Origin of the sequence: Streptomyces sp. NPDC057302, assembly GCF_042667685.1 — a bacterium.
Classification (GTDB): Bacteria; Actinomycetota; Actinomycetes; order Streptomycetales; family Streptomycetaceae; genus Streptomyces.
Genome location: NZ_JBHUZJ010000101.1, coordinates 1 through 16645, shown reverse-complemented (window position 1 = coordinate 16645; position 16645 = coordinate 1). Strand labels below are relative to the sequence as shown.

Annotated in this window: 18 protein-coding genes; 6 read left to right on the top strand and 12 right to left on the bottom strand. The window is 72.8% G+C overall.

What is annotated here, in order from left to right; all coding sequences use genetic code 11:
• Window positions 1-149: 149 nt before the first annotated feature.
• The 7 genes from ACFUPX_RS39685 to ACFUPX_RS39655 form a co-directional block, all read right to left on the bottom strand.
• A complete protein-coding gene (locus tag ACFUPX_RS39685) occupies window positions 150-1115 on the bottom strand; it encodes a TIGR04222 domain-containing membrane protein (protein WP_383333794.1) in 966 nt (321 codons plus the stop codon).
• A gap of 13 nt (window positions 1116-1128) precedes the next feature.
• A complete protein-coding gene (locus ACFUPX_RS39680) occupies window positions 1129-2448 on the bottom strand; it encodes a DUF692 domain-containing protein (RefSeq protein WP_383333792.1) in 1320 nt (439 codons plus the stop codon).
• 141 nt (window positions 2449-2589) lie between these two features.
• On the bottom strand, window positions 2590-3357 hold the full coding sequence (locus ACFUPX_RS39675) for a DUF4142 domain-containing protein (RefSeq protein ID WP_383333790.1): 768 nt from the start codon (window positions 3355-3357) through the stop codon (window positions 2590-2592).
• Window positions 3358-3456: 99 nt separating this feature from the next.
• On the bottom strand, window positions 3457-4062 hold the full coding sequence (locus tag ACFUPX_RS39670; protein ID WP_383333788.1) for a TIGR03086 family metal-binding protein: 606 nt from the start codon (window positions 4060-4062) through the stop codon (window positions 3457-3459).
• A gap of 7 nt (window positions 4063-4069) precedes the next feature.
• Window positions 4070-4507 carry a hypothetical protein gene (locus tag ACFUPX_RS39665; RefSeq protein WP_383333786.1) on the bottom strand — a complete coding sequence of 146 codons (438 nt, stop codon included), beginning with the start codon at window positions 4505-4507 and terminating at the stop codon, window positions 4070-4072.
• Between the two features lie 97 nt (window positions 4508-4604).
• On the bottom strand, window positions 4605-5279 hold the full coding sequence (locus tag ACFUPX_RS39660) for a TetR/AcrR family transcriptional regulator (RefSeq protein ID WP_383333784.1): 675 nt from the start codon (window positions 5277-5279) through the stop codon (window positions 4605-4607).
• Between the two features lie 326 nt (window positions 5280-5605).
• On the bottom strand, window positions 5606-6412 hold the full coding sequence (locus ACFUPX_RS39655) for a peptidyl-tRNA hydrolase (protein WP_383333782.1): 807 nt from the start codon (window positions 6410-6412) through the stop codon (window positions 5606-5608).
• A gap of 146 nt (window positions 6413-6558) precedes the next feature.
• Here ACFUPX_RS39655 and ACFUPX_RS39650 point away from each other — a divergent pair, with 146 nt between their 5' ends.
• Window positions 6559-7527, top strand: coding sequence for an ATP-binding cassette domain-containing protein (locus tag ACFUPX_RS39650; RefSeq protein WP_383333818.1), 969 nt, complete (start codon window positions 6559-6561; stop codon window positions 7525-7527).
• A complete protein-coding gene (locus ACFUPX_RS39645; RefSeq protein ID WP_383333780.1) occupies window positions 7524-8192 on the top strand; it encodes an ABC transporter in 669 nt (222 codons plus the stop codon). Before ACFUPX_RS39650 ends, ACFUPX_RS39645 begins: the two co-directional genes overlap by 4 nt.
• A gap of 95 nt (window positions 8193-8287) precedes the next feature.
• Here the strand turns inward: ACFUPX_RS39645 and ACFUPX_RS39640 are convergent, their stop codons facing one another.
• From ACFUPX_RS39640 to ACFUPX_RS39625, 4 genes are all read right to left on the bottom strand, one after another.
• Window positions 8288-8446, bottom strand: coding sequence for a hypothetical protein (locus ACFUPX_RS39640; protein WP_383333778.1), 159 nt, complete (start codon window positions 8444-8446; stop codon window positions 8288-8290).
• A gap of 10 nt (window positions 8447-8456) precedes the next feature.
• Window positions 8457-9329 carry a polysaccharide deacetylase family protein gene (locus ACFUPX_RS39635; protein WP_383333776.1) on the bottom strand — a complete coding sequence of 291 codons (873 nt, stop codon included), beginning with the start codon at window positions 9327-9329 and terminating at the stop codon, window positions 8457-8459.
• A gap of 117 nt (window positions 9330-9446) precedes the next feature.
• Window positions 9447-10139, bottom strand: a complete 693-nt coding sequence (locus tag ACFUPX_RS39630) for an alpha/beta fold hydrolase (protein ID WP_383333774.1) — start codon at window positions 10137-10139, stop codon at window positions 9447-9449.
• Between the two features lie 144 nt (window positions 10140-10283).
• Complete coding sequence (locus ACFUPX_RS39625; RefSeq protein WP_383333772.1) at window positions 10284-11627, bottom strand: MFS transporter; 1344 nt, start codon at window positions 11625-11627, stop codon at window positions 10284-10286.
• A gap of 163 nt (window positions 11628-11790) precedes the next feature.
• On the opposite strand from ACFUPX_RS39625, the gene ACFUPX_RS39620 reads away from it, so the two are divergent.
• Window positions 11791-12885, top strand: coding sequence for a LacI family DNA-binding transcriptional regulator (locus ACFUPX_RS39620; RefSeq protein WP_383333770.1), 1095 nt, complete (start codon window positions 11791-11793; stop codon window positions 12883-12885).
• A gap of 72 nt (window positions 12886-12957) precedes the next feature.
• On the opposite strand, the gene ACFUPX_RS39615 is transcribed toward ACFUPX_RS39620, so the two are convergent.
• Complete coding sequence (locus ACFUPX_RS39615) at window positions 12958-13407, bottom strand: hypothetical protein (protein WP_383333768.1); 450 nt, start codon at window positions 13405-13407, stop codon at window positions 12958-12960.
• Between the two features lie 165 nt (window positions 13408-13572).
• On the opposite strand from ACFUPX_RS39615, the gene ACFUPX_RS39610 reads away from it, so the two are divergent.
• From ACFUPX_RS39610 to sph, 3 genes are all read left to right on the top strand, one after another.
• The gene (locus ACFUPX_RS39610) at window positions 13573-14766 is read left to right on the top strand and encodes a Cmx/CmrA family chloramphenicol efflux MFS transporter (RefSeq protein WP_383333766.1); all 1194 of its coding nucleotides are present in this window, start codon (window positions 13573-13575) and stop codon (window positions 14764-14766) included.
• Between the two features lie 71 nt (window positions 14767-14837).
• On the top strand, window positions 14838-15416 hold the full coding sequence (locus tag ACFUPX_RS39605; protein WP_383333764.1) for a TetR/AcrR family transcriptional regulator: 579 nt from the start codon (window positions 14838-14840) through the stop codon (window positions 15414-15416).
• Window positions 15417-15612: 196 nt separating this feature from the next.
• Window positions 15613-16605, top strand: coding sequence for a sphingomyelin phosphodiesterase (sph, locus tag ACFUPX_RS39600; RefSeq protein ID WP_383333762.1), 993 nt, complete (start codon window positions 15613-15615; stop codon window positions 16603-16605).
• Window positions 16606-16645: the final 40 nt, after the last annotated feature.

Sequence of the window (16645 nt, the reverse complement as noted above, 5' to 3'; positions counted from 1 at the left end):
CCTGCGGGATACCGCCGGGAGTACGTCAACTGCCGTATCGGTAAGGGGCACTGGAGGCGGGCGGGCGCCTGTGCCGTGGCCGGCGACTGGGAACTGCGCCTGCCACCGGGGGCGCTGGAGGCGGGAGGGCGTTGTGCCGTCACCGGCGGCTAGGAGCTGCCCCCTCCGCCGCCCCCGCAGCCGCCTCCGCTGCCGCCGCAGGACGAGGAACCGCCGCCGCAGCCACCGCCGCCGGAACTCCCGCAGCCGGAGCCGCCGCACGCCGAGCCGCCGCCGTCTCCGCCTCCGCACCACGCGATGGTGCTCGTCCCGGAGCTCGCGTACGACGAGGACGACGCCGCCGTACGCCCCGGCCGCACGCGGTGCGCTGCCTGCAGCTGCGCGTTCAGCTCGGGGTCGAGCACGCCGACCAGGCCCTCCACCGCCACGCGGTGCGCCGCGCCGGACACGTGCGCCCCGGCCGCGCGGTACTCCGCGAGAGCGGTACGGCCCGTCGCGGTCAGCCTGGTGCGGGTCGCTCGGCCGCAGAGTTGGCCGACCAGGGCGCCGATCACCCAGGCCGCGATCAGGACGATGGTCGACGTGCTCACGGGGTCCCACGAGGGGCCGTCGCCGTCCTCGACGGCGATGACGCCGACGACGAGGATGAACCCGGCGAAGATCAGGGCGTTGTGCCGGAACTTACGGCGCCGCAGCCGGACCAGGGCCTCGGGCCGCACCATCAGGCCGCGCCGGGCCAGCGTGTCGCCGATCGCCTGTACGGCCGGGCTGCGCATCACGCCGATGCGCAGCCAGTGCAGCGCGCCGCTGGGCGCGGTGGCATGGGCCTGGAGCACGGCGCCCTCCACCGGGTTGCGGACTTCCGGCGACTGGATCGCGACGACCCCGGGGAAGGCGACCACCAGGCGCCCGTCCTCGTGCAGGGCCGCGATGGCCGCGTCGGCGACCCTGCCGGGGCCACCGGCCAGGAAGGCGGCCTCCAGGGGGTCGAACACCGCTCCGTGCCGTGCGTCGGGCCGCGCGGGGGCGGCCTGCCTGATGCGCGAGACGCCGACGAGGAGACCGGCCGACGAGGCCGCGACCAGCAGGGCGAAACAGAGGGAAAGGATCTCCACGGCCGCCGCCCCCTCATCCCCGCCGCAGCGCGAAACGCGCCGCCCGCAGCCACCGCGTGACGGGACGCCCGTCCAGCGGCGCGGGCCCGGACCGCTCCAGCCACCACCGGGTCAGCCGGCCGCGCGCCTCCGCGTCCTCGGGCTGCCCGGCGAGCAGCAGCCGCTCGGCGAAGTCCAGCGCGTCACGGCGGTATCCGCCGGACATCGGCCGCGCCTGGGCGTACGCGAAGAACCGCGCGCGATAGGCCTTGCCGAGGATCTCCGGCAGCTCGGGCGCCACCTTCGCCACGACGTCCGCCCGCTTGCCGGTCAGTGCCCGGCTCTGCACGGTCAGCCTGGCCCGGTCGAACCCCTCGGGCGCGGGCGTCCCGGCCACCAGGGCGGACAGGAGCGCGGTCTGCGCCAGGGCGAGACGCTGCCGGGTGGCGGCGGGGACGGCGGACGGCGCCGTGGCCGAGGACTCACCCGCGGCCGATGCCGCGCCGGTGGCGCACTCCCCGGAGGCAGGCGCCCGGGTCCGCACCCTCTCCCGTATCGCGTCCAGCTCCCGCTCCAGCTCCCCCGGCGCCGGGAAGTTCTCGTCCCGTTCGAGCAGGACGCCCGGCGGGGTCACCCGTGCCGCCAGGTCCGACAGGATCGCGAGGACCGGCTCGGGGACCGGGTGGGCGTGGCTGTCGTGCCAGACGCCGTCCCGCGCGAAGCCGCCCGCGACATGGACGTACGCGATGGCCTCGACGGGCAGCTCGTCCAGCGCCTTGCCCGGGTCCTCGCCGCGGTTGACGTGGTTCGTGTGGAGGTTGGCGACGTCGATGAGCAGGCGTACGCCCGTGCGCTCGACGAGCTCGTAGAGGAACTGCCCCTCGGTCATCTCCTCGCCGGGCCAGGAGATGACCGCCGCGATGTTCTCCACCGCGAGCGGCACGGGCAGCGCGTCCTGCGCGATGCGTACGTTCTCGCAGAGCACGTCCAGGGCGTCGCGGGTGCGCGGCACCGGGAGCAGATGGCCCGCCTCCAGCGGCTGCGAAGCGGTCAGCGGGCCCCCGGCGCGTACGAACGCGATGTGCTCCGTGACCAGCGGTGAGCCCAGGGCCTCCGCGCGCTCGGCGAGCGCCGCGAGGCGGGTCTCGTCGGGGCGGTCGGCGCCGCCGAGACCGAGCGAGACGCCGTGCGGCACCACCGTGACGCCGCGCTCGCGCAGCCGCAGGAGGGAATCGGGGAGGTGCCCGGGGCACAGGTTCTCCGCGACGGCCTCGACCCAGTCGATGCCGGGCATCCGTTCCACGGCGTCCGCGATCTCCGGACGCCATCCGATTCCGGTCCCCAGGTGCTTCATGTTCCCCCTCCTCCGCCAAGACCCCGCCGCCAGGACCCGCGTCGTACCGGTGTCCTGTGGTCGCGCGCGGGGCTTGTGAACGCGTGCAGAGGTCATGACCCCGGCAGGCGCTGCCGAACCCATGAGGAGGGACGTTCAGAGCTACATTTGAGGTTCCGGCCTGTCCGTGTTGACCTCCCCGGGCGGGGCGGGCGAGGGCCGTGACGTCGTGGACACATCGCCGGTCGGACCGGCGGGCGGCGGCTCCGGGGGAGCGACGCCGGAGGGCGGGGGCGGACCGCTGGGGCTGGCCGTGGCGGTGGCGGCGCCGCCGTTCGCTATGTCGTCGAAGTCGACGAGTCCGGTGGCCTCCAGCATCGTGATGTGGTCGAGGACCGTCTGGTTGGAGTCGCTGGCGAGCTGCCGGATCAGCGTGTTGCGGGTGCTGTCCCGTACCTGTGCGATCACCGCGAACACCTTGCCGTGCGCGACGCGCAGCAGATTCACGAACTTCCGCTGATACGTCTGGCCGCTGGCCTCGGTCAACTCCTGCAGCCAGCCCTGCTGTTGTGCGGTGGGCTGGTTCGGCAGCTCCACGCCGAGCTGGGCTGCGACCGAACGGGCCCGCTTGTCGAGGTCCGTGTGGCCGACGATCAGATGGTCACCGGCCTCCTTGATCGCCTCGGTCGGCGCGCGCTCGACGGCCTGCTGGCCCGCGGGCAGCTCCCACAGGCCGGCGAGCCGCACCTTCACGAGGAGATCACGGTCCGCCGCCGAGAGCGGACCCCACTGGGTGGCCACGGATCCGGCGGCCAGATTGGCGGGCCCCGTGCCCGAGCGGTCGGCGTAGGACCACATGGGGAACGCGAGCGCGCCCAGTGTGACCACGAGTGCCGCGATGATCAGAGCCGTGCCGTTGATGCGCCGCAATGTGCCGTGCCTTCCTGCCCGTCAACCTGCCGTGGAGGCAAGCTACTTCCTGGTACCGGGAGATACGGAAGGGGCGTGCGTGATGTTCAACGCATTGCCCTACGGGTGCGGGAAATCGGGGGACCGTCCCAGGAGAGCCAGCATCTCCTCCAGCGGGGAGGCGTCCTCCGGCGTGGGCAGGACCGGCGCGAACGCGGCTCCGGGGCCGCGTCGTTCGGGGTCCTTCGGCACCCGGCGGGCGATTTCGAGAGCAGCCACGAGGACCGGCCGCGGGAGGTCGAGACCGACGCCGATGGTCGCCGCCACGTCCCAGGAGTGCACCACGTAGTCCAGGAGGTGGAAGCCGACGGCGATCCGCCCCGTGAACGTCCCGCCGAGCTCGGGAAGGGTGAACCCCCGCTCCACGACGCCCTCTTCGGCGAAGGCGGCCAGTACGTGCCGCACCGACTCGTCGTAGACCTTGAACGGATCGCGGCCGAGGTCCGGCGCGATCCAGTACGTACGGTCGGCACCGGACCCGCGGGCCGCCGCGGCGAATCCGTGGTGCTGGGCGGCCATGTGCGCCACCAGGTCGCGCAGCGTCCAGCCCGCGCAGGGCGAGGGACGCTCCCAGTCGCCGTCGCGGGCGGAACGCAGGAGGCGGAGGGATTCGCGGAGGGCGGTGCGGTCGAGTGTGACGAGGTCGGGTGCGCCGAGGTCGGGCATGCGGTTTTCACGGTCCTTCCGTGGCGTGAACGGCCGGATGCGGCCAGGTACTTGAGCCGTCGAGCAGTGCGTGCGCGGCAGTCCAGACGGCATCCGTGTCGAGCCGGTCCACCGTCCAGGTGGTGGCGCGCGTCTCGCCCTGGTCCCGGTGCGCACGGACGATCCGTATGTGGTCGGGGCGCCCGACGAACGCGTACAGGGCTCGCTCGTCGGTCCAGACCGAGACGGAACCCGAGCGCTTGCGCCGCGGATCGGCCCAGAGCCACATGCCGACGGCGCCGGGCGTTCCCGGCCAGCTCCGCCGCAGCCGCAGCCCCGCCAGGGCGATCGGAACGGTCTGGGTGTGCCGACGGGCGGTGAACTCCGTGACGCTCACCAGGGCCGGGCCCGGCGCGTGCGTCTCGGGGCCCGCTTGCCAGGGCGAACGCATGATCGGTGAAGTCATGTACCGAGCATAAATCTAAACGAACGGTCGTGCTACTAGTTTGGCAGAGTCGGTACGGACGCGATGTGCGCTGCCGATGTGCCGATGTGCCGAGCGTTCAGGGGAGTTGAGGCACCAGTGACGGGTCCGTCGCCGCCGCACGCAACCGTGCCGTGATGGCGACGCCCGCCCTGCGGTAGGCCTCCGGTGCGTCGTGCAGCACCGAGTGCGCGTTCGCCGTCTCCATGACGGCGATGAGCTCGAAGGCGAGCTGGGGGATGTCGGTGTCGGGGCGCAGCTCGCCGGTGTCGCGGGCTTCGGTGAGACAGCGCTCCACCTGGCAGGTCCAGTCGTGGTTGGCGCGGACCAGCGCGTCGTGCACGGCTCCCTCGCGGGCGCCGAACTCGGCGATCACCCCGTAGAAGAAGCAGCCGCCGGGAAAGATCCGCTGCTCCGAGTAGTCCAGCCAGCGCGCACACACCTGTCGTACGCGGTCGATGCCGGGCGGGGTCCTGTGGGCGGGCTCCACCACGTTGTCCAGGAAGATGCGGCCCGCGGCGCGGACGGTCGCGAGCTGTAGTTCTTCCTTGGAGCCGAAGAGCGCGAAGACCCCGCTCTTGCTGAGCTTCAGCTCGGTGGCGATCCGGCCCACCGAGAGCGCGTCCAGGCCCTCGACCGAGGCGATGTCGACCGTACGGCGCAGGACGAGACGCCGGGTCTGGTTGCCGCGCTCGACGCGGCCGTCGAGCTTGGTGGCGCCAGTGCCCCCGCCTGCTGCCGCGCCGGCGCTCACGCCGGGCTCGGGGTCGTCACCATGACGGGATCGTAACGCACCGTGGTGTGCCGGTGAGGGGAGGTGGGTGCGGGTGCGGGTGCCGGAGGGGGTGCCCCCGGGGATCGGAGAGGGATGGACCCGGGGAGAGGCCGGGGGTCGACATGGCTGCGCAAGAATACGGCTCCGACGCTGCGCTGCACCTCGCGGTGCTCCGGCCCTTCGCGGTGCTCCGGCCCTTCGCGGCCTTCGAGGGCTCGCCCTCTCCCGGCAGGCACCTGGTCACGATGGAGCGGCGCGGCCTCGTGGTCCGTACGCGCGACGGGGGGCCGACCGCAGGGCACCCGCTACTGCTGCCGGCCGCCCGGCAGTGGGCAGAAGTGGCTGCCGCCTTCGGAGACGACGGTCGGGCCGGGCTCGATCTCCGTGAAGCCCGCGTCCCGCACCACCGGCAGGCCGCTCGCCATGAGTTCGCGCCAGCGTGCGGTGTCCGGGGTGCGGACGGAGAGCGGGTAACCGGCGTCCCGCCAGATCACGCGCTCCTCGTCCGACAGCTCCCACCAGGCGAGTTGGGCGCCGTGGCCCGCCTGCGCCATCGCCTTGCCCGCCGACATTTCGACGTCGGGGTTCATCCACAGGACCGGCGCGGTCGTGTCCGGCGGGGGCACGGCCTCGGGATCGTCCAGGTCGGTGCCGGAGACCTGGAGCCGCGCCAGATCCTTGGGCCAGCCGTCCAGCGGCACCGGCGGGAAGACGCGGACCTCGGCGGACTTGCCGGTCACCGTGATGCCCGGGAGTGCCTCGGCCCGCCGCCACTCGGCGCCGCGGGCCCGCCGCACCACCTTGCGGATCCGGGCGTCCTGCCAGTCCCGCATGGCCTGCGCCCACTCGCCGTCACCCAGCGACCGCTCGTCGCCGAGCATGACGAGCACCGCGCGGGCCGCCGTTTCCAGGGCGTCCGTACGGTGCGGAGGCTCGGCGCGCTCGATGCGGGCCACCAGCGGCAGTACGAACTGCGGCGCCTCGTCGCGCGTCGTCCGCTCCGCGCGGAAGGGGCTGTCCTGGGGGTCTTGACCGTCCTGGGTGCCCCGGCTGTCTCGGCTGTCCTGGCTGGCCTGCGGCTGGGAGTTCCCGGCGGTCTGATCGCTGCTCACGCGTCCAGTCTGCCAGGCCGAAGATCGGACCCGTCGCGGGCTTCGCCCCTTGCCCCGCTGCCGGGTCCCTGCGCGAGGATGGCCGCATGGACAGCGATCTTGCGGGGGCCGCGCTGCGGCTCGACGGGGTGGGGCGGCGCTACGTGATGGGCGGGCCGTGGGTCCTGCGCGGCGTCGGGTTAGGTGTGCGCGCGGGCACGCTGGCGCGGATCGGGGGTGCGAACGGCACCGGCAAGTCGACCCTGCTGCGGCTGCTCGCCGGGATCGACGCCCCGACCGAGGGCCGCGTCGTCGGACGGCCGCGCACGGCGTACGTACCCGAACGCTTCCCGGCGGCACTGCCGTTCACGGCCGCCGGATACCTCACGCACCTGGGCCGCATCCACGGCCTGGCGAAGGCCGAGGCAGCGCGGGGCGCGGAGGAGTGGCTTGAGCGCTTCGGGGCCGGGAGTTACGCGCGTACGCCCCTGTCGGAACTGTCCAAAGGCAGCAGCCAGAAGGTCGCCGTGGCCCAAGCGCTCCTCGCGGAACCGGAGTTGCTCGTCCTCGACGAGGCGTGGACGGGGCTGGACACCGCGGCCCGCGACGAACTCGACCGCGCCGTCGCCGAGCGGGTCGCGCAGGGCGGCGCGGTCGTCTTCGTGGACCATGACCCGCGGCGGCTCGCGGGCACGGTCGACGTGACGTACGCGGTGGTCGGCTCGGCGGTCAACCTCCGTACGCCGGACGGAACTTCACCGCGGGATGCGGCCGGGGGAGGCCCGTCGGTCGTGATCGAGGCGCAGGGCCCGCCGGGTGCCGCGCCGCCGCCGTCCGTGCCGGGGGTCGTCACCGGGCACTCGCCTGAGGGGGCGCTGCGGCTGAGGGTGGCGGCGACGCACTCGGACGTCGCCCTGCGCGGGCTGCTCACGGCGCGTCCGCCGTGGCACGTGGTGTCGGTGTCGGTGCCGACCTCGGCTTCTGTTTCGGAGTCGGAGTCGGAGTCGGAGTCGGAGGGTGTCGCGGGGGCTGTCCCTGTCCCGGGGGCCGCCCCCGCCGCTCCCTCCACCCCATCGACTCCCTCCACCCCATCGACTCCGTCGACGACGAGCGCGAGCGAGGTGCGCGGCCGATGAACGCCCTGGTCCACTACCAGTCCGCACTCCTCCTGCGCTCCCAGCGCTGGCTCGCGCCCGTCATCCTGTACGCCGCTTTCCTCGCCGTCGGCGTACAGAGCGGGCAGCCGATCCTCGACTCCCTCGCGTACGCTGCTGCCGCGCTGCTGCCCGTCGCCGCCTGGCTGGTGCGGATCTGCGCCACCAACGAGCCGCCCGCAGCCCGCAGTTGTGCTGCCGCGGCCGTCGGTCCCTGGCGGGCGCAGCTGGCCTGTCTGCTCTCCGCGGTCCTCGCGACGGCGGTGCTCGGCGTCGTCGCCAGCGTCGTCGTCGCGGTGATCAGCGACCCGGCGAGCACCGATCACCGGACGGCCGTGAACCGGCTCGCGGCGGTCGGCGCCGGGCTGTTCGCGATGCTGGTGAGCGGGCTGACGGGCATCGCACTCGGTGCCGTCACCAGCAGGCCGCTGATGCGCTCGCCGGGGCGGGCGATCCCGGTGATGCTGCTCGCCTCGCTGCTCGCCCTGGTGACCACGGGCTCCCCCGCGAAGGCGGCCATGACCGCGCTCGTCACGGGGTCGCGGGACGGAGTGGTGCCGGTGCCGCTGCTGCCGGTCGCGGGGGCGGCGGTGCTCGCGGTGGCGGCGGTGGGGGTCTCCTGCGGGATGGCTTCGCGCAGGGGGTGAGCGCCCGCAAGTACCGGTAGCACCCGCAGTACCCGCAGTACCCGTAGTACCTACGAATGCTCGGGAGAGCGGGAGAGCGGGAGAGCGGGGGAGGATCAGCCCGAGCAGGCCGTGCGCTGCGCCTCGTGCCACTCGCACACGGGGCACAGCGTCACGCCTTTGTGTGTCTCCGGGTACTCGGTGGGCTCGCGGCACAGCACGCACTCGGCGAAGGGGCCCTCGGGGGCGTCGGCGGTGCCGACCGTGTCGTCCATGCGGGCCAGGCTATCCCCGCGCGCCGGCCGCCCGGATCTGCTCCGACACCCGGACGAACCGGAAGCCGCGCTCGCGCAGCTTCGGGACGATCGTCCGCAGGGCGCGCTCCGTCGTGGGGGCCGCGCTGCGCGTGCAGTGCATGACGACGACGGAACCCGGCCGCACCCCGTCGAGCACCTGCCGGGCCACCGCGTCGGCGTCCGTCGCGAAGGCGTCGCCGCTCACCACGTCCCACTGCACGGCCGTGACGCCGCCCGGAGCGAGGGCACGCAGCGCCCGCTTGTCGTAACAGCCGCCGGGGAAGCGGAAGTACGGCACCTGGTGCTCGACGCCCGCCTTGCGGAAGGCGGCGAAGGCGCGCTCCATGTCGGCGCGCATGCGGGAGGCGGGGACGGTCGGCAGGCCGTAGCAGCGGCCGGTGAAGGCGTAGTGGCTGTACGAGTGGTTGGCGACCTCGAAGAGCGGGTCCCGGCCGATGTCCTTGGCCTGCGCCGGATACTCCTCGGCCCACCGCCCCGTCATGAAGAACGTCGACGGCACCTTCAGCCTGCGCAAGGTCGCCACCAGCGCGGGATTGTCGAACCGCTCACCGGCCGCGGCACGTGGCCCCTGATCGGCGGTCATGTCGGCGTCGAAGGTGAGGGCGACGGTGGGGGCGTCGGACGCCGGGGTGCGGGGGGCGTTCTTGAAGACGGGGGTGAGGCCCGCGGGGCCCGGGGCGAGGGTCGCGGGGCGGGGCGGGGCGCTCACCGAGGGGCGTGCGGCCTGGTCGCGGCCGTCCGGTGCGCGGTCCGTGCCGCAGGCGCTGAGTGAGGCGAGCGCGGTGAGGGTGAGGGCCGACAGGGCGCAGGTGGTGGTCAGTCTCCTTGCCAGGGTGATCATCCGGCGAACATATCCGCACAAAAAGGATGAAAGGATGAAGGACCAGCCACACTGCCCCGGACGGCCGAACCGTCGGCCGAACCGCTGACCGAACCGCCGACCGAACCGGGCCCGTCCCTAGACCCAGCCGTCCAGCGACCCCATGAACGCGTCGAAGTCGTCGCGATGGATGGTGTGCCCGGCGCCCTTGACCGTCCGTACCTCGAATCCGCGCCGCTCCAACTCTCCCTTCAACGCGTCGGCCACGAGGAAACTGGGGTCCGCCACCTGCACCAGGGACGGGACCGCGGGCGCGGTGGGCGTGCGGTCGAGCGCGTGCGGTCCGGAGAGGCCGAGCGCGGTGTCCGGGTCCCAGGCGGCCAGCGTGGCGAGCTCGACGTCGACGTCCGCCTCGTCCCAGCGCGGGTTCAGGTTCACGATCGTCGTCCGGGTCGCGGTCCGGAACGTGACGAACACGGCAGGGTCCACCGAGCCGGCCGCGCCGAGCACCCACGCCGGGTCGGAGTAGACGGCCCGCGCCGGAGCCAGCCGCTCCACCGCGAGGGCGAGCGCCATCCCGCCCAGCGAGTGCCCCACCGCGAGCTCCGCCCCGCCCGGCAGCGTCTCGACCAGATCGTCCGCGAAGATCTCCGGGCTGTAGGCGCCGCGCCCGCTCTCGCCGTGACCGCGCAGGTCGACGCCGATCACGCGGTAGCCCTTGTCGGCGAGGGCAGGACCCACGCGGCGCCAGGTGCGGTGGTCCGACATGATGCCGTGGACCAGGAGGGCGACGCGGTCGCCGGAGCCCCACTCGCGAGTGTGCAGCTTCATCGTGATGGCCTGCTTTCTTGCTCTTCGTACGTGAACTGGTGTGCACCGGTGGGCAACTGGTCCGGCTGGTCCGGGCGATCCGGGCGGTCCGGGCTGTCCGGGCGGTCCGCTGTACGTCAACTCCCGCCCCCGGCAGCCGATTCCTCAGCGCACGCCGCGGATCGGGCGGACCGCGAGCGCACCGAGGACGGACAGGGCGGCGCCCGTGATGAACAGGGCCGTGTAGCCGCCGCCGTCACTGCCCCCGCAGAGCGTGACGATGACGGAGGCGACGAAGGGGGCCAGGATCTGCGGGCCCGCCTGCGCCATGTTCAGGACGCCCAGATCGCGGGCGGCGTCGTCGGCGCTCGGCAGGATCATGGACACGAGCGCGTTGTCGACGGCCATGAAGCAGCCGAAGCCGAGGCCGTTGAGGGCGGCGAAGACGATCATCGCGGGCCAGGTCGGCGAGACGGCCGGGACGAGGAGGGCGACCGCGGAGATCGCCGCGGAGGCGGCGACGAACAGCTTGCGCCGGTTCAAGCGGTCGGAGAGCACGCCGCCGACGACGGTGGACACGGCCATCGCGACCGCGTTGACGGGCGCGAGGACGGCGACGGCGTCCTCGGGTTCGAGGCCGGACGGCAGGTCGATGTGGTCCTGGAGGATGTAGAGCTGGTAGCCGAAGACGCAGAAGTAGCCGAGCACCAGCAGCGCGCGCCCGATGAACGCCCAGCGGAAGTCGTGGTGGCGCAGGGCGCCGAGGAACGCGGCAAACTGCTTCGTGACCGGGACCGCCGCCGGGGCCGCCGCCGGGGCCGCCGCCGGGGCCGGGCCCGGCGTACGCACCGCCGAGTCCCCCGACTGATGCCGCGCCGCCGACCTCGGCTTCTCGCGGGCGAACGCGGTGAACAGGACCGCCGAGAGCGCGACGAACAGGCCGAGGACCAGATATCCGGTGCTGAGGTGGTCGGCGAACGCCGAGCCGATGAGCGCGCCCAGGGTCGCACCGATCGGCAGCCCGATGCCGACGGCCGCGGACGCCTTGCCGCGGGCGGCGAGCGGCACGCGGTCGGGGACGACCGAGGTCAGCGCGGCCTGGAAGACGTTCATCACGGCCTGGCCCAGACACCAGACGATCGTCACGAGCAGCACCGTCCGCGCCCCGCCGAGCAGCGCCATCGCGCCGACGGCCGCGATTCCGCCGCCGAGTATCCAGGGATTGCGGCGGCCGCTGCGGTCGGAGAGCGCTCCGGCGATGGGGTTGAAGACAGTGGCGAAGACCGCGCTGACGCCGCTGACGAGGCCGAGCATGGCGACCTTGTCGGCCTTGTCGATGTGCTCGATCTGGAGCGGCAGCAGCACGCTCCCCACACCTAGGTAGAACGCGTACATCGCGGTGTTGGCCAACGCCAGGAGGGGCATGAGCCCGCGCGGGGCCCGGGTGGTGATCGGGAAGGAGGTCCGGTCCTCCGGGGGAGTCTGGTCCTGACGAGCGGAAAGGGCCACGTTGCCCTCCTCCTCAGAAGGTCGGTCGCGATGACCGAAACGGTTCGTGACACGTGTAACTTGACACGTGTAAGTGCACTTTCTAGCACTCACCCCATGTCCGCACCAGAGCCGCGACGGAAAGGCCTCCGAGACAGGCCGCCGTGAAAGGATGCACGGCAGGATGAACGACAGCTCAGCCCCGCGAAAGGCCGGCGCCCCACGCCCGGCGAGCACCCCGCCCGCGTCCCCGGCGTCGCCCGCACCCCCGACGAGCACCTCGGTGGCCCGCCTCGCCGGTGTCTCGCGCGCGACGGTCAGTTACGTCCTGAACGGTCTGGCCGCGGGCCGCGTCAGCGCCGCCACGCAGGAAAAGGTCCACGCCGCCGCCGAGGACCTCGGCTACGTTCCGCACGCCGCCGCGCGGTCCCTGCGCTCCGGCAGCAGCGGGCTCGTCCTGATCGCGGTGCCCGCCGATACGGTGCCGGTCTTCGGGCCCCTGTTCACGGACTTCGTCGCCGCGTTCCAGACGGAGTTGCAGGCGTACGGACACACCGGCGTCCTGCACGGCGCGAGCGTGGGGAACTCCCCGCAGGCCGCCGCCCGCGCCTGGGCCGAGCTGCGGCCCGCCGCCGTCATCGCCACGGTCGGCGCGCCGCTCGACGAGGCCTCCGTCGAGATGCTGAAGCGCTCGGGCACCTTGGCCGTCGTCTCCTACGGGCCGCCGCCCGCGCCGGGCGCGCACGGCATCGCCATGGACCAGGAGGAGGTCGGCGCGGTGGCGGGTGCGCACCTCCTCTCCGGCGGGCGGCGCCGTATCGGTGTCGTCGTCCCGCTCGCGCGCGGCCTCGACCTGTTCAGCGAGCCGCGCCTCAAGGGTGTCCGGGCCGCGGCCGCCGCGTATCCCGGCGCGCGGGTGGAGCCGCTCGAGCTGGCCGGTACGGAGGAATCGGCGGCCGAACTGGCTTCTCGGTGGCGGGACTTGGACCTGGACGCGGTGTTCGCCTACAACGACGAGTACGCGATGCTCCTGATGCGGGCCTTGCAGGACGCCGGGATCGACGTCCCCGGAGACGTGGCCGTGGTCGGCGCCGACGACCTGCTGCTCGGCAGGCTGCTGCGCCCGAGGCTGACGAGCGTACGCATCGAACTCCCCCCGCCCGCCGAGGTGGCCGCCCTGGTGGACCGCCTCATCCGGGAGCCGGAGACACCGCCCGCGGTGCACCGGAGGTCGACGGCACACATCGAGGCCAGGGAGTCCAGCCGCCCCGCCGGGTAGTCCCAGCCGCCCGGCCGGGTAGTCCAGCCGTCCGGCAGGGTGAGGCCCTCCCGGGTCACCGCCGCCGCGGAGTCACGCGCCGACCACCGCCTCCGGGCCGGGCGACCTCGGCGACACCGCATCGGTGAACCGCCGCCGCAGCAGTTCGTACTCCGCATGGCGGCGTGGCAGCCGCCCCGGCGGACGCGCCACCGAGCGCGGTGCCGTGATCCGCTGCCCGAGGCGGAACTGCTCACGGGTGAGGTCCAGTTCGACCCCGCTCGCGAGCCGGTTCCACCAGTGGAACCCCTGCTGCTCGCCACCGGCCGACCACACCTCACCGACCAGCAACTCGCCGCCGAATATGTCGTGCACGACGATCGCGGTGATGTCGCAGTGTCCCCAGGCGGGGTTGTCGGCGGTCCACGGAGCGCGGGCGACGTCGTCGGGGGAGCAGGTGTCTGCCGCCCACGCGGCGCGCAGCGCCGAGTGGAGGCCGGTCAGGGTCAGGGGCCTCGCGGACGCCTGGGGCAGCGGCTTCATGCTGACCACGATGGCACCCGCCACTGACAACGGGGCCGGGCGCCATGGGGCGAGCGATTCTGGAGCGATCGATTCAGAATGTGTTAGCGTCCTGCTCGGTGGTTTTGGAGCGATCGCTCCATAAATCGCTTCCGGATGTGGGCCACGATCAGAGAAGGAGCACCAATGCCGCTTGCGGTGTACATAGTTGCGCTCGGCATCTTCACTCAAGGGACCTCGGAGTTCATGCTCTCCGGCCTCCTGCCGGGCATGGCCGCCGACCTGGGAGTGTCGATCCCGGACGCGGGACTGCTGATCTCGGCCTTCGCGATCGGCATGGTCGTCGGGGCGCCGCTGCTCGCGGTGGCCACCCTGAGCTGGCCGCGGCGGACCGCCCTCGTATCGCTCCAGGCGGCCTTCGTCGTCGCCCACGTGATCGGCGCGCTCGCGCCCGGCTACGGGGTCCTCTTCGTCACGCGCGTGATCAGCGCCCTCGCCTACGCGGGGTACTGGGGCGTGGCCGTGGCCACCGCGGTCGCCCTCGTGCCGGCCGCGGCCAAGGGGCGGGCGGTCGCCGTCGTGGCGGGCGGGCTCACGCTGGCCACGGTCGTCGGCGTACCGGCCGGGACCGTCCTGAGCCAGTACTCCAGCTGGCGCGCCGCGTTCTGGGCGGTCGCCGCGGCCACCGCGCTCAGCCTCGTGTGCACGCTGCTCGCCGTCCCCGGCGGCCGGGCCGAAGCCGGGCGTACGTCGGTCAAGGCCGAACTGCGCGGCATGGCGCGGCCCCAGCTCTGGCTCTCGTACGCCGTCACGGCCTTCACCTTCGGCGCGGTCATCGTCACCTTCAGCTATCTCGCGCCCCTCCTGACCGAGGTCAGCGGCGTGTCGGAAGGGTGGGTGCCCGCGGTCCTCGCCCTGTTCGGCGTCGGCGGGATGGTGGGCCTGGTCATCGGCGGACGCACCGCCGAAGCGCACCCGCTGCGCACCCTCGGCCTGGGGCTCGGTGCGCTCGCCCTCTTCTCCGCGCTGCTCGCGCTGACCGCTCGCTCCACCGTCGTCGTCATCGCGCTGGTCTTCCTGCTCGGCCTCGTCGGCTACGTGACCAACCCGGCGCTCCAGTCACGGGTGTTCACCCTCGCCCCAGCCGCCCCGACGCTGGTCGGCGCCACCAACACGGCCGCGTTCAACGTCGGCAACACCCTGGCCCCGCTCCTCGGCGGCCTGACCATCGACGCCGGACTCGGCTACGCCTCCGTGGCCTGGGTCGGCGCCGCGCTCGCCACCGCCGGAGCGGCGGCCGTGCTCTGGGCGGCGCGGCTCCAGCGGGCGGAGCGGGACGCCGTGACAGAGCCCCGGGAACGTACGCGAGTGGCCGTATGAGGGGAGGCGCCGGCGTTCTCGCGCGGCCGGAACATTTTGTACGTGTGTTCCAAAACCCGTATTATGGGGGCATGGCCAGGCCACGAGAGTTCGACGAGGACCGCGTCGTGAACGCGGCCATGGAGACGTTCTGGCGTCATGGCTACGAGGGCACATCGACGCGCGCGCTCTGCGAGAGCACCGGGCTCGGGCCCTCCAGCCTCTACAACACCTTCGGCGGCAAGCGGCAGCTCTATCTGCGCGCTCTGCGGCGTTACTACGAGACGAGCACCGCCGAGCAGATCGAGATCCTGCGGGGCGAAGGCCCGGCGAGGCAGCGGCTGCGGGACATGATGGTGCACGCGGTGGACGCCGATCTCGACGAGGCGGACGGGCGCGGCTGCTTCGCGATCAACGCGGCCGTCGAGATCGGCGGGCTCGACCAGGACGTCAAGGACGCGGTCCGGTGCAACTTCGACCGGGTGGAGGAGGAGCTGCGCGCGGTCGTGGAGAGCGGCCGGCGCACGGGTGAGTTCCACTCATCCGCCGACACGAAGGCACTCGCGCGCCGCGTACAGAGCACGTACTACGGCCTTCGCGTCCTCGCCCGCGTCCAGGACGACCGGCAGGCGCTGCTCGACACGGTGGAGAGCACGCTCGCCGCTCTCTGACCCATGGGGGAGCGGGAGGGGCGATTTCAGTCTTGGCGGGTCACACAAAAACGTCACGTTCCCGGCGCGGGATCTTTGTTCACGTGAAGTATCCCCAGAAGTAATCACGGCTGATTGGATTGCGGCGCCCCATCAGTCGCACCGGTGCACCACACACGTGCACCCTCCCAACGGCCCCCCACTCTCAGGAGATTCAGTGCCGCACCCAGCGCTGCGCAGGACTCACGCCGCCGCGATCACCACGGTGCTCGCCGCGGCCACGCTCGCCGCCGTCGCTCCGTCCGCGACCGCCGACGCGCCTGCCGCCTCTGTCGACACTCCCGCACTCAAGGTGCTCTCGTACAACGCGTTTCTCATGAGCAAGAACCTCTACCCGAACTGGGGCCAGGACCACCGGGCCAAGGCGATAGCAGACGCGGACTTCTTCCAGGGCAAGGACGTGGTCGTCCTCCAGGAGGCCTTCGACAACTCCGCGTCCGACGCGCTGAAGGCCGACGTCGCCGACCGCTACCCGCACCAGACCCCGGTCGTGGGCCGCGGCAAGAGCGGCTGGGACGCCACCGGCGGCGCGTACTCCGCGGTGACCCCGGAGGACGGCGGAGTGACCGTCCTGAGCAAGTGGCCGATCGTGCGCAAGGAGCAGTACGTCTACAAGGACGCCTGCGGCTCCGACGCGTACTCCAACAAGGGCTTCGCCTATGCCGAGTTGAACGTGAACGGCAAGAAGGTGCACGTCGTCGGCACCCACACCCAGTCCACGGACCCGGGCTGCGGCTCCGGCGAGGCGGCGGCGACCCGCGCCCTCCAGTTCAAGGAGATGGACGCCTTCCTGGACGCCAAGAACATCCCGGCGGACGAACAGGTGCTCGTGGCGGGCGACTTCAACGTCGACTCGCACAGCGACGAGTACGCCTCGATGCTCGCCGACGGCGGCTTCGCGCCCGCCGACGGCCGCAGCGGCCACCCGTACTCCTTCGACACCCGGGACAACTCCATCGCCGCCGAGCGCTACCCGGACGACCCCCGCGAGGACCTGGACTTCATCCTGCACCGCAAGGGTCACGCCCGCCCGGCCAACTGGCACAACGAGGTGGTCAAGGAGCAGAGCGCGCCCTGGACGGTCTCCAGTTGGGGCAAGAAGTACACGTACACGAACCTCTCCGACCACTATCCGCTGATCGGTTCCTAGCGGTCGGCGTACGGGTGCGCGGCGGCCCCCGAGGAGCCGC

Bases quoted from the DNA above. Each gene is read 5' to 3' on its own strand.
- ACFUPX_RS39680 (WP_383333792.1), bottom strand. From the start codon at position 2,448: ATGAAGCACCTGGGGACCGGAATCGGATGGCGTCCGGAGATCGCGGAC.
- ACFUPX_RS39670 (WP_383333788.1), bottom strand. From the start codon at position 4,062: ATGCCCGACCTCGGCGCACCCGACCTCGTCACACTCGACCGCACCGCC.
- ACFUPX_RS39665 (WP_383333786.1), bottom strand. From the start codon at position 4,507: ATGACTTCACCGATCATGCGTTCGCCCTGGCAAGCGGGCCCCGAGACG.
- ACFUPX_RS39650 (WP_383333818.1), top strand. From the start codon at position 6,559: ATGGGCGGGCCGTGGGTCCTGCGCGGCGTCGGGTTAGGTGTGCGCGCG.
- ACFUPX_RS39645 (WP_383333780.1), top strand. From the start codon at position 7,524: ATGAACGCCCTGGTCCACTACCAGTCCGCACTCCTCCTGCGCTCCCAG.
- ACFUPX_RS39640 (WP_383333778.1), bottom strand. From the start codon at position 8,446: ATGGACGACACGGTCGGCACCGCCGACGCCCCCGAGGGCCCCTTCGCC.
- ACFUPX_RS39635 (WP_383333776.1), bottom strand. From the start codon at position 9,329: ATGATCACCCTGGCAAGGAGACTGACCACCACCTGCGCCCTGTCGGCC.
- ACFUPX_RS39630 (WP_383333774.1), bottom strand. From the start codon at position 10,139: ATGAAGCTGCACACTCGCGAGTGGGGCTCCGGCGACCGCGTCGCCCTC.
- ACFUPX_RS39620 (WP_383333770.1), top strand. From the start codon at position 11,791: ATGAACGACAGCTCAGCCCCGCGAAAGGCCGGCGCCCCACGCCCGGCG.
- ACFUPX_RS39615 (WP_383333768.1), bottom strand. From the start codon at position 13,407: ATGAAGCCGCTGCCCCAGGCGTCCGCGAGGCCCCTGACCCTGACCGGC.
- ACFUPX_RS39610 (WP_383333766.1), top strand. From the start codon at position 13,573: ATGCCGCTTGCGGTGTACATAGTTGCGCTCGGCATCTTCACTCAAGGG.
- ACFUPX_RS39605 (WP_383333764.1), top strand. From the start codon at position 14,838: ATGGCCAGGCCACGAGAGTTCGACGAGGACCGCGTCGTGAACGCGGCC.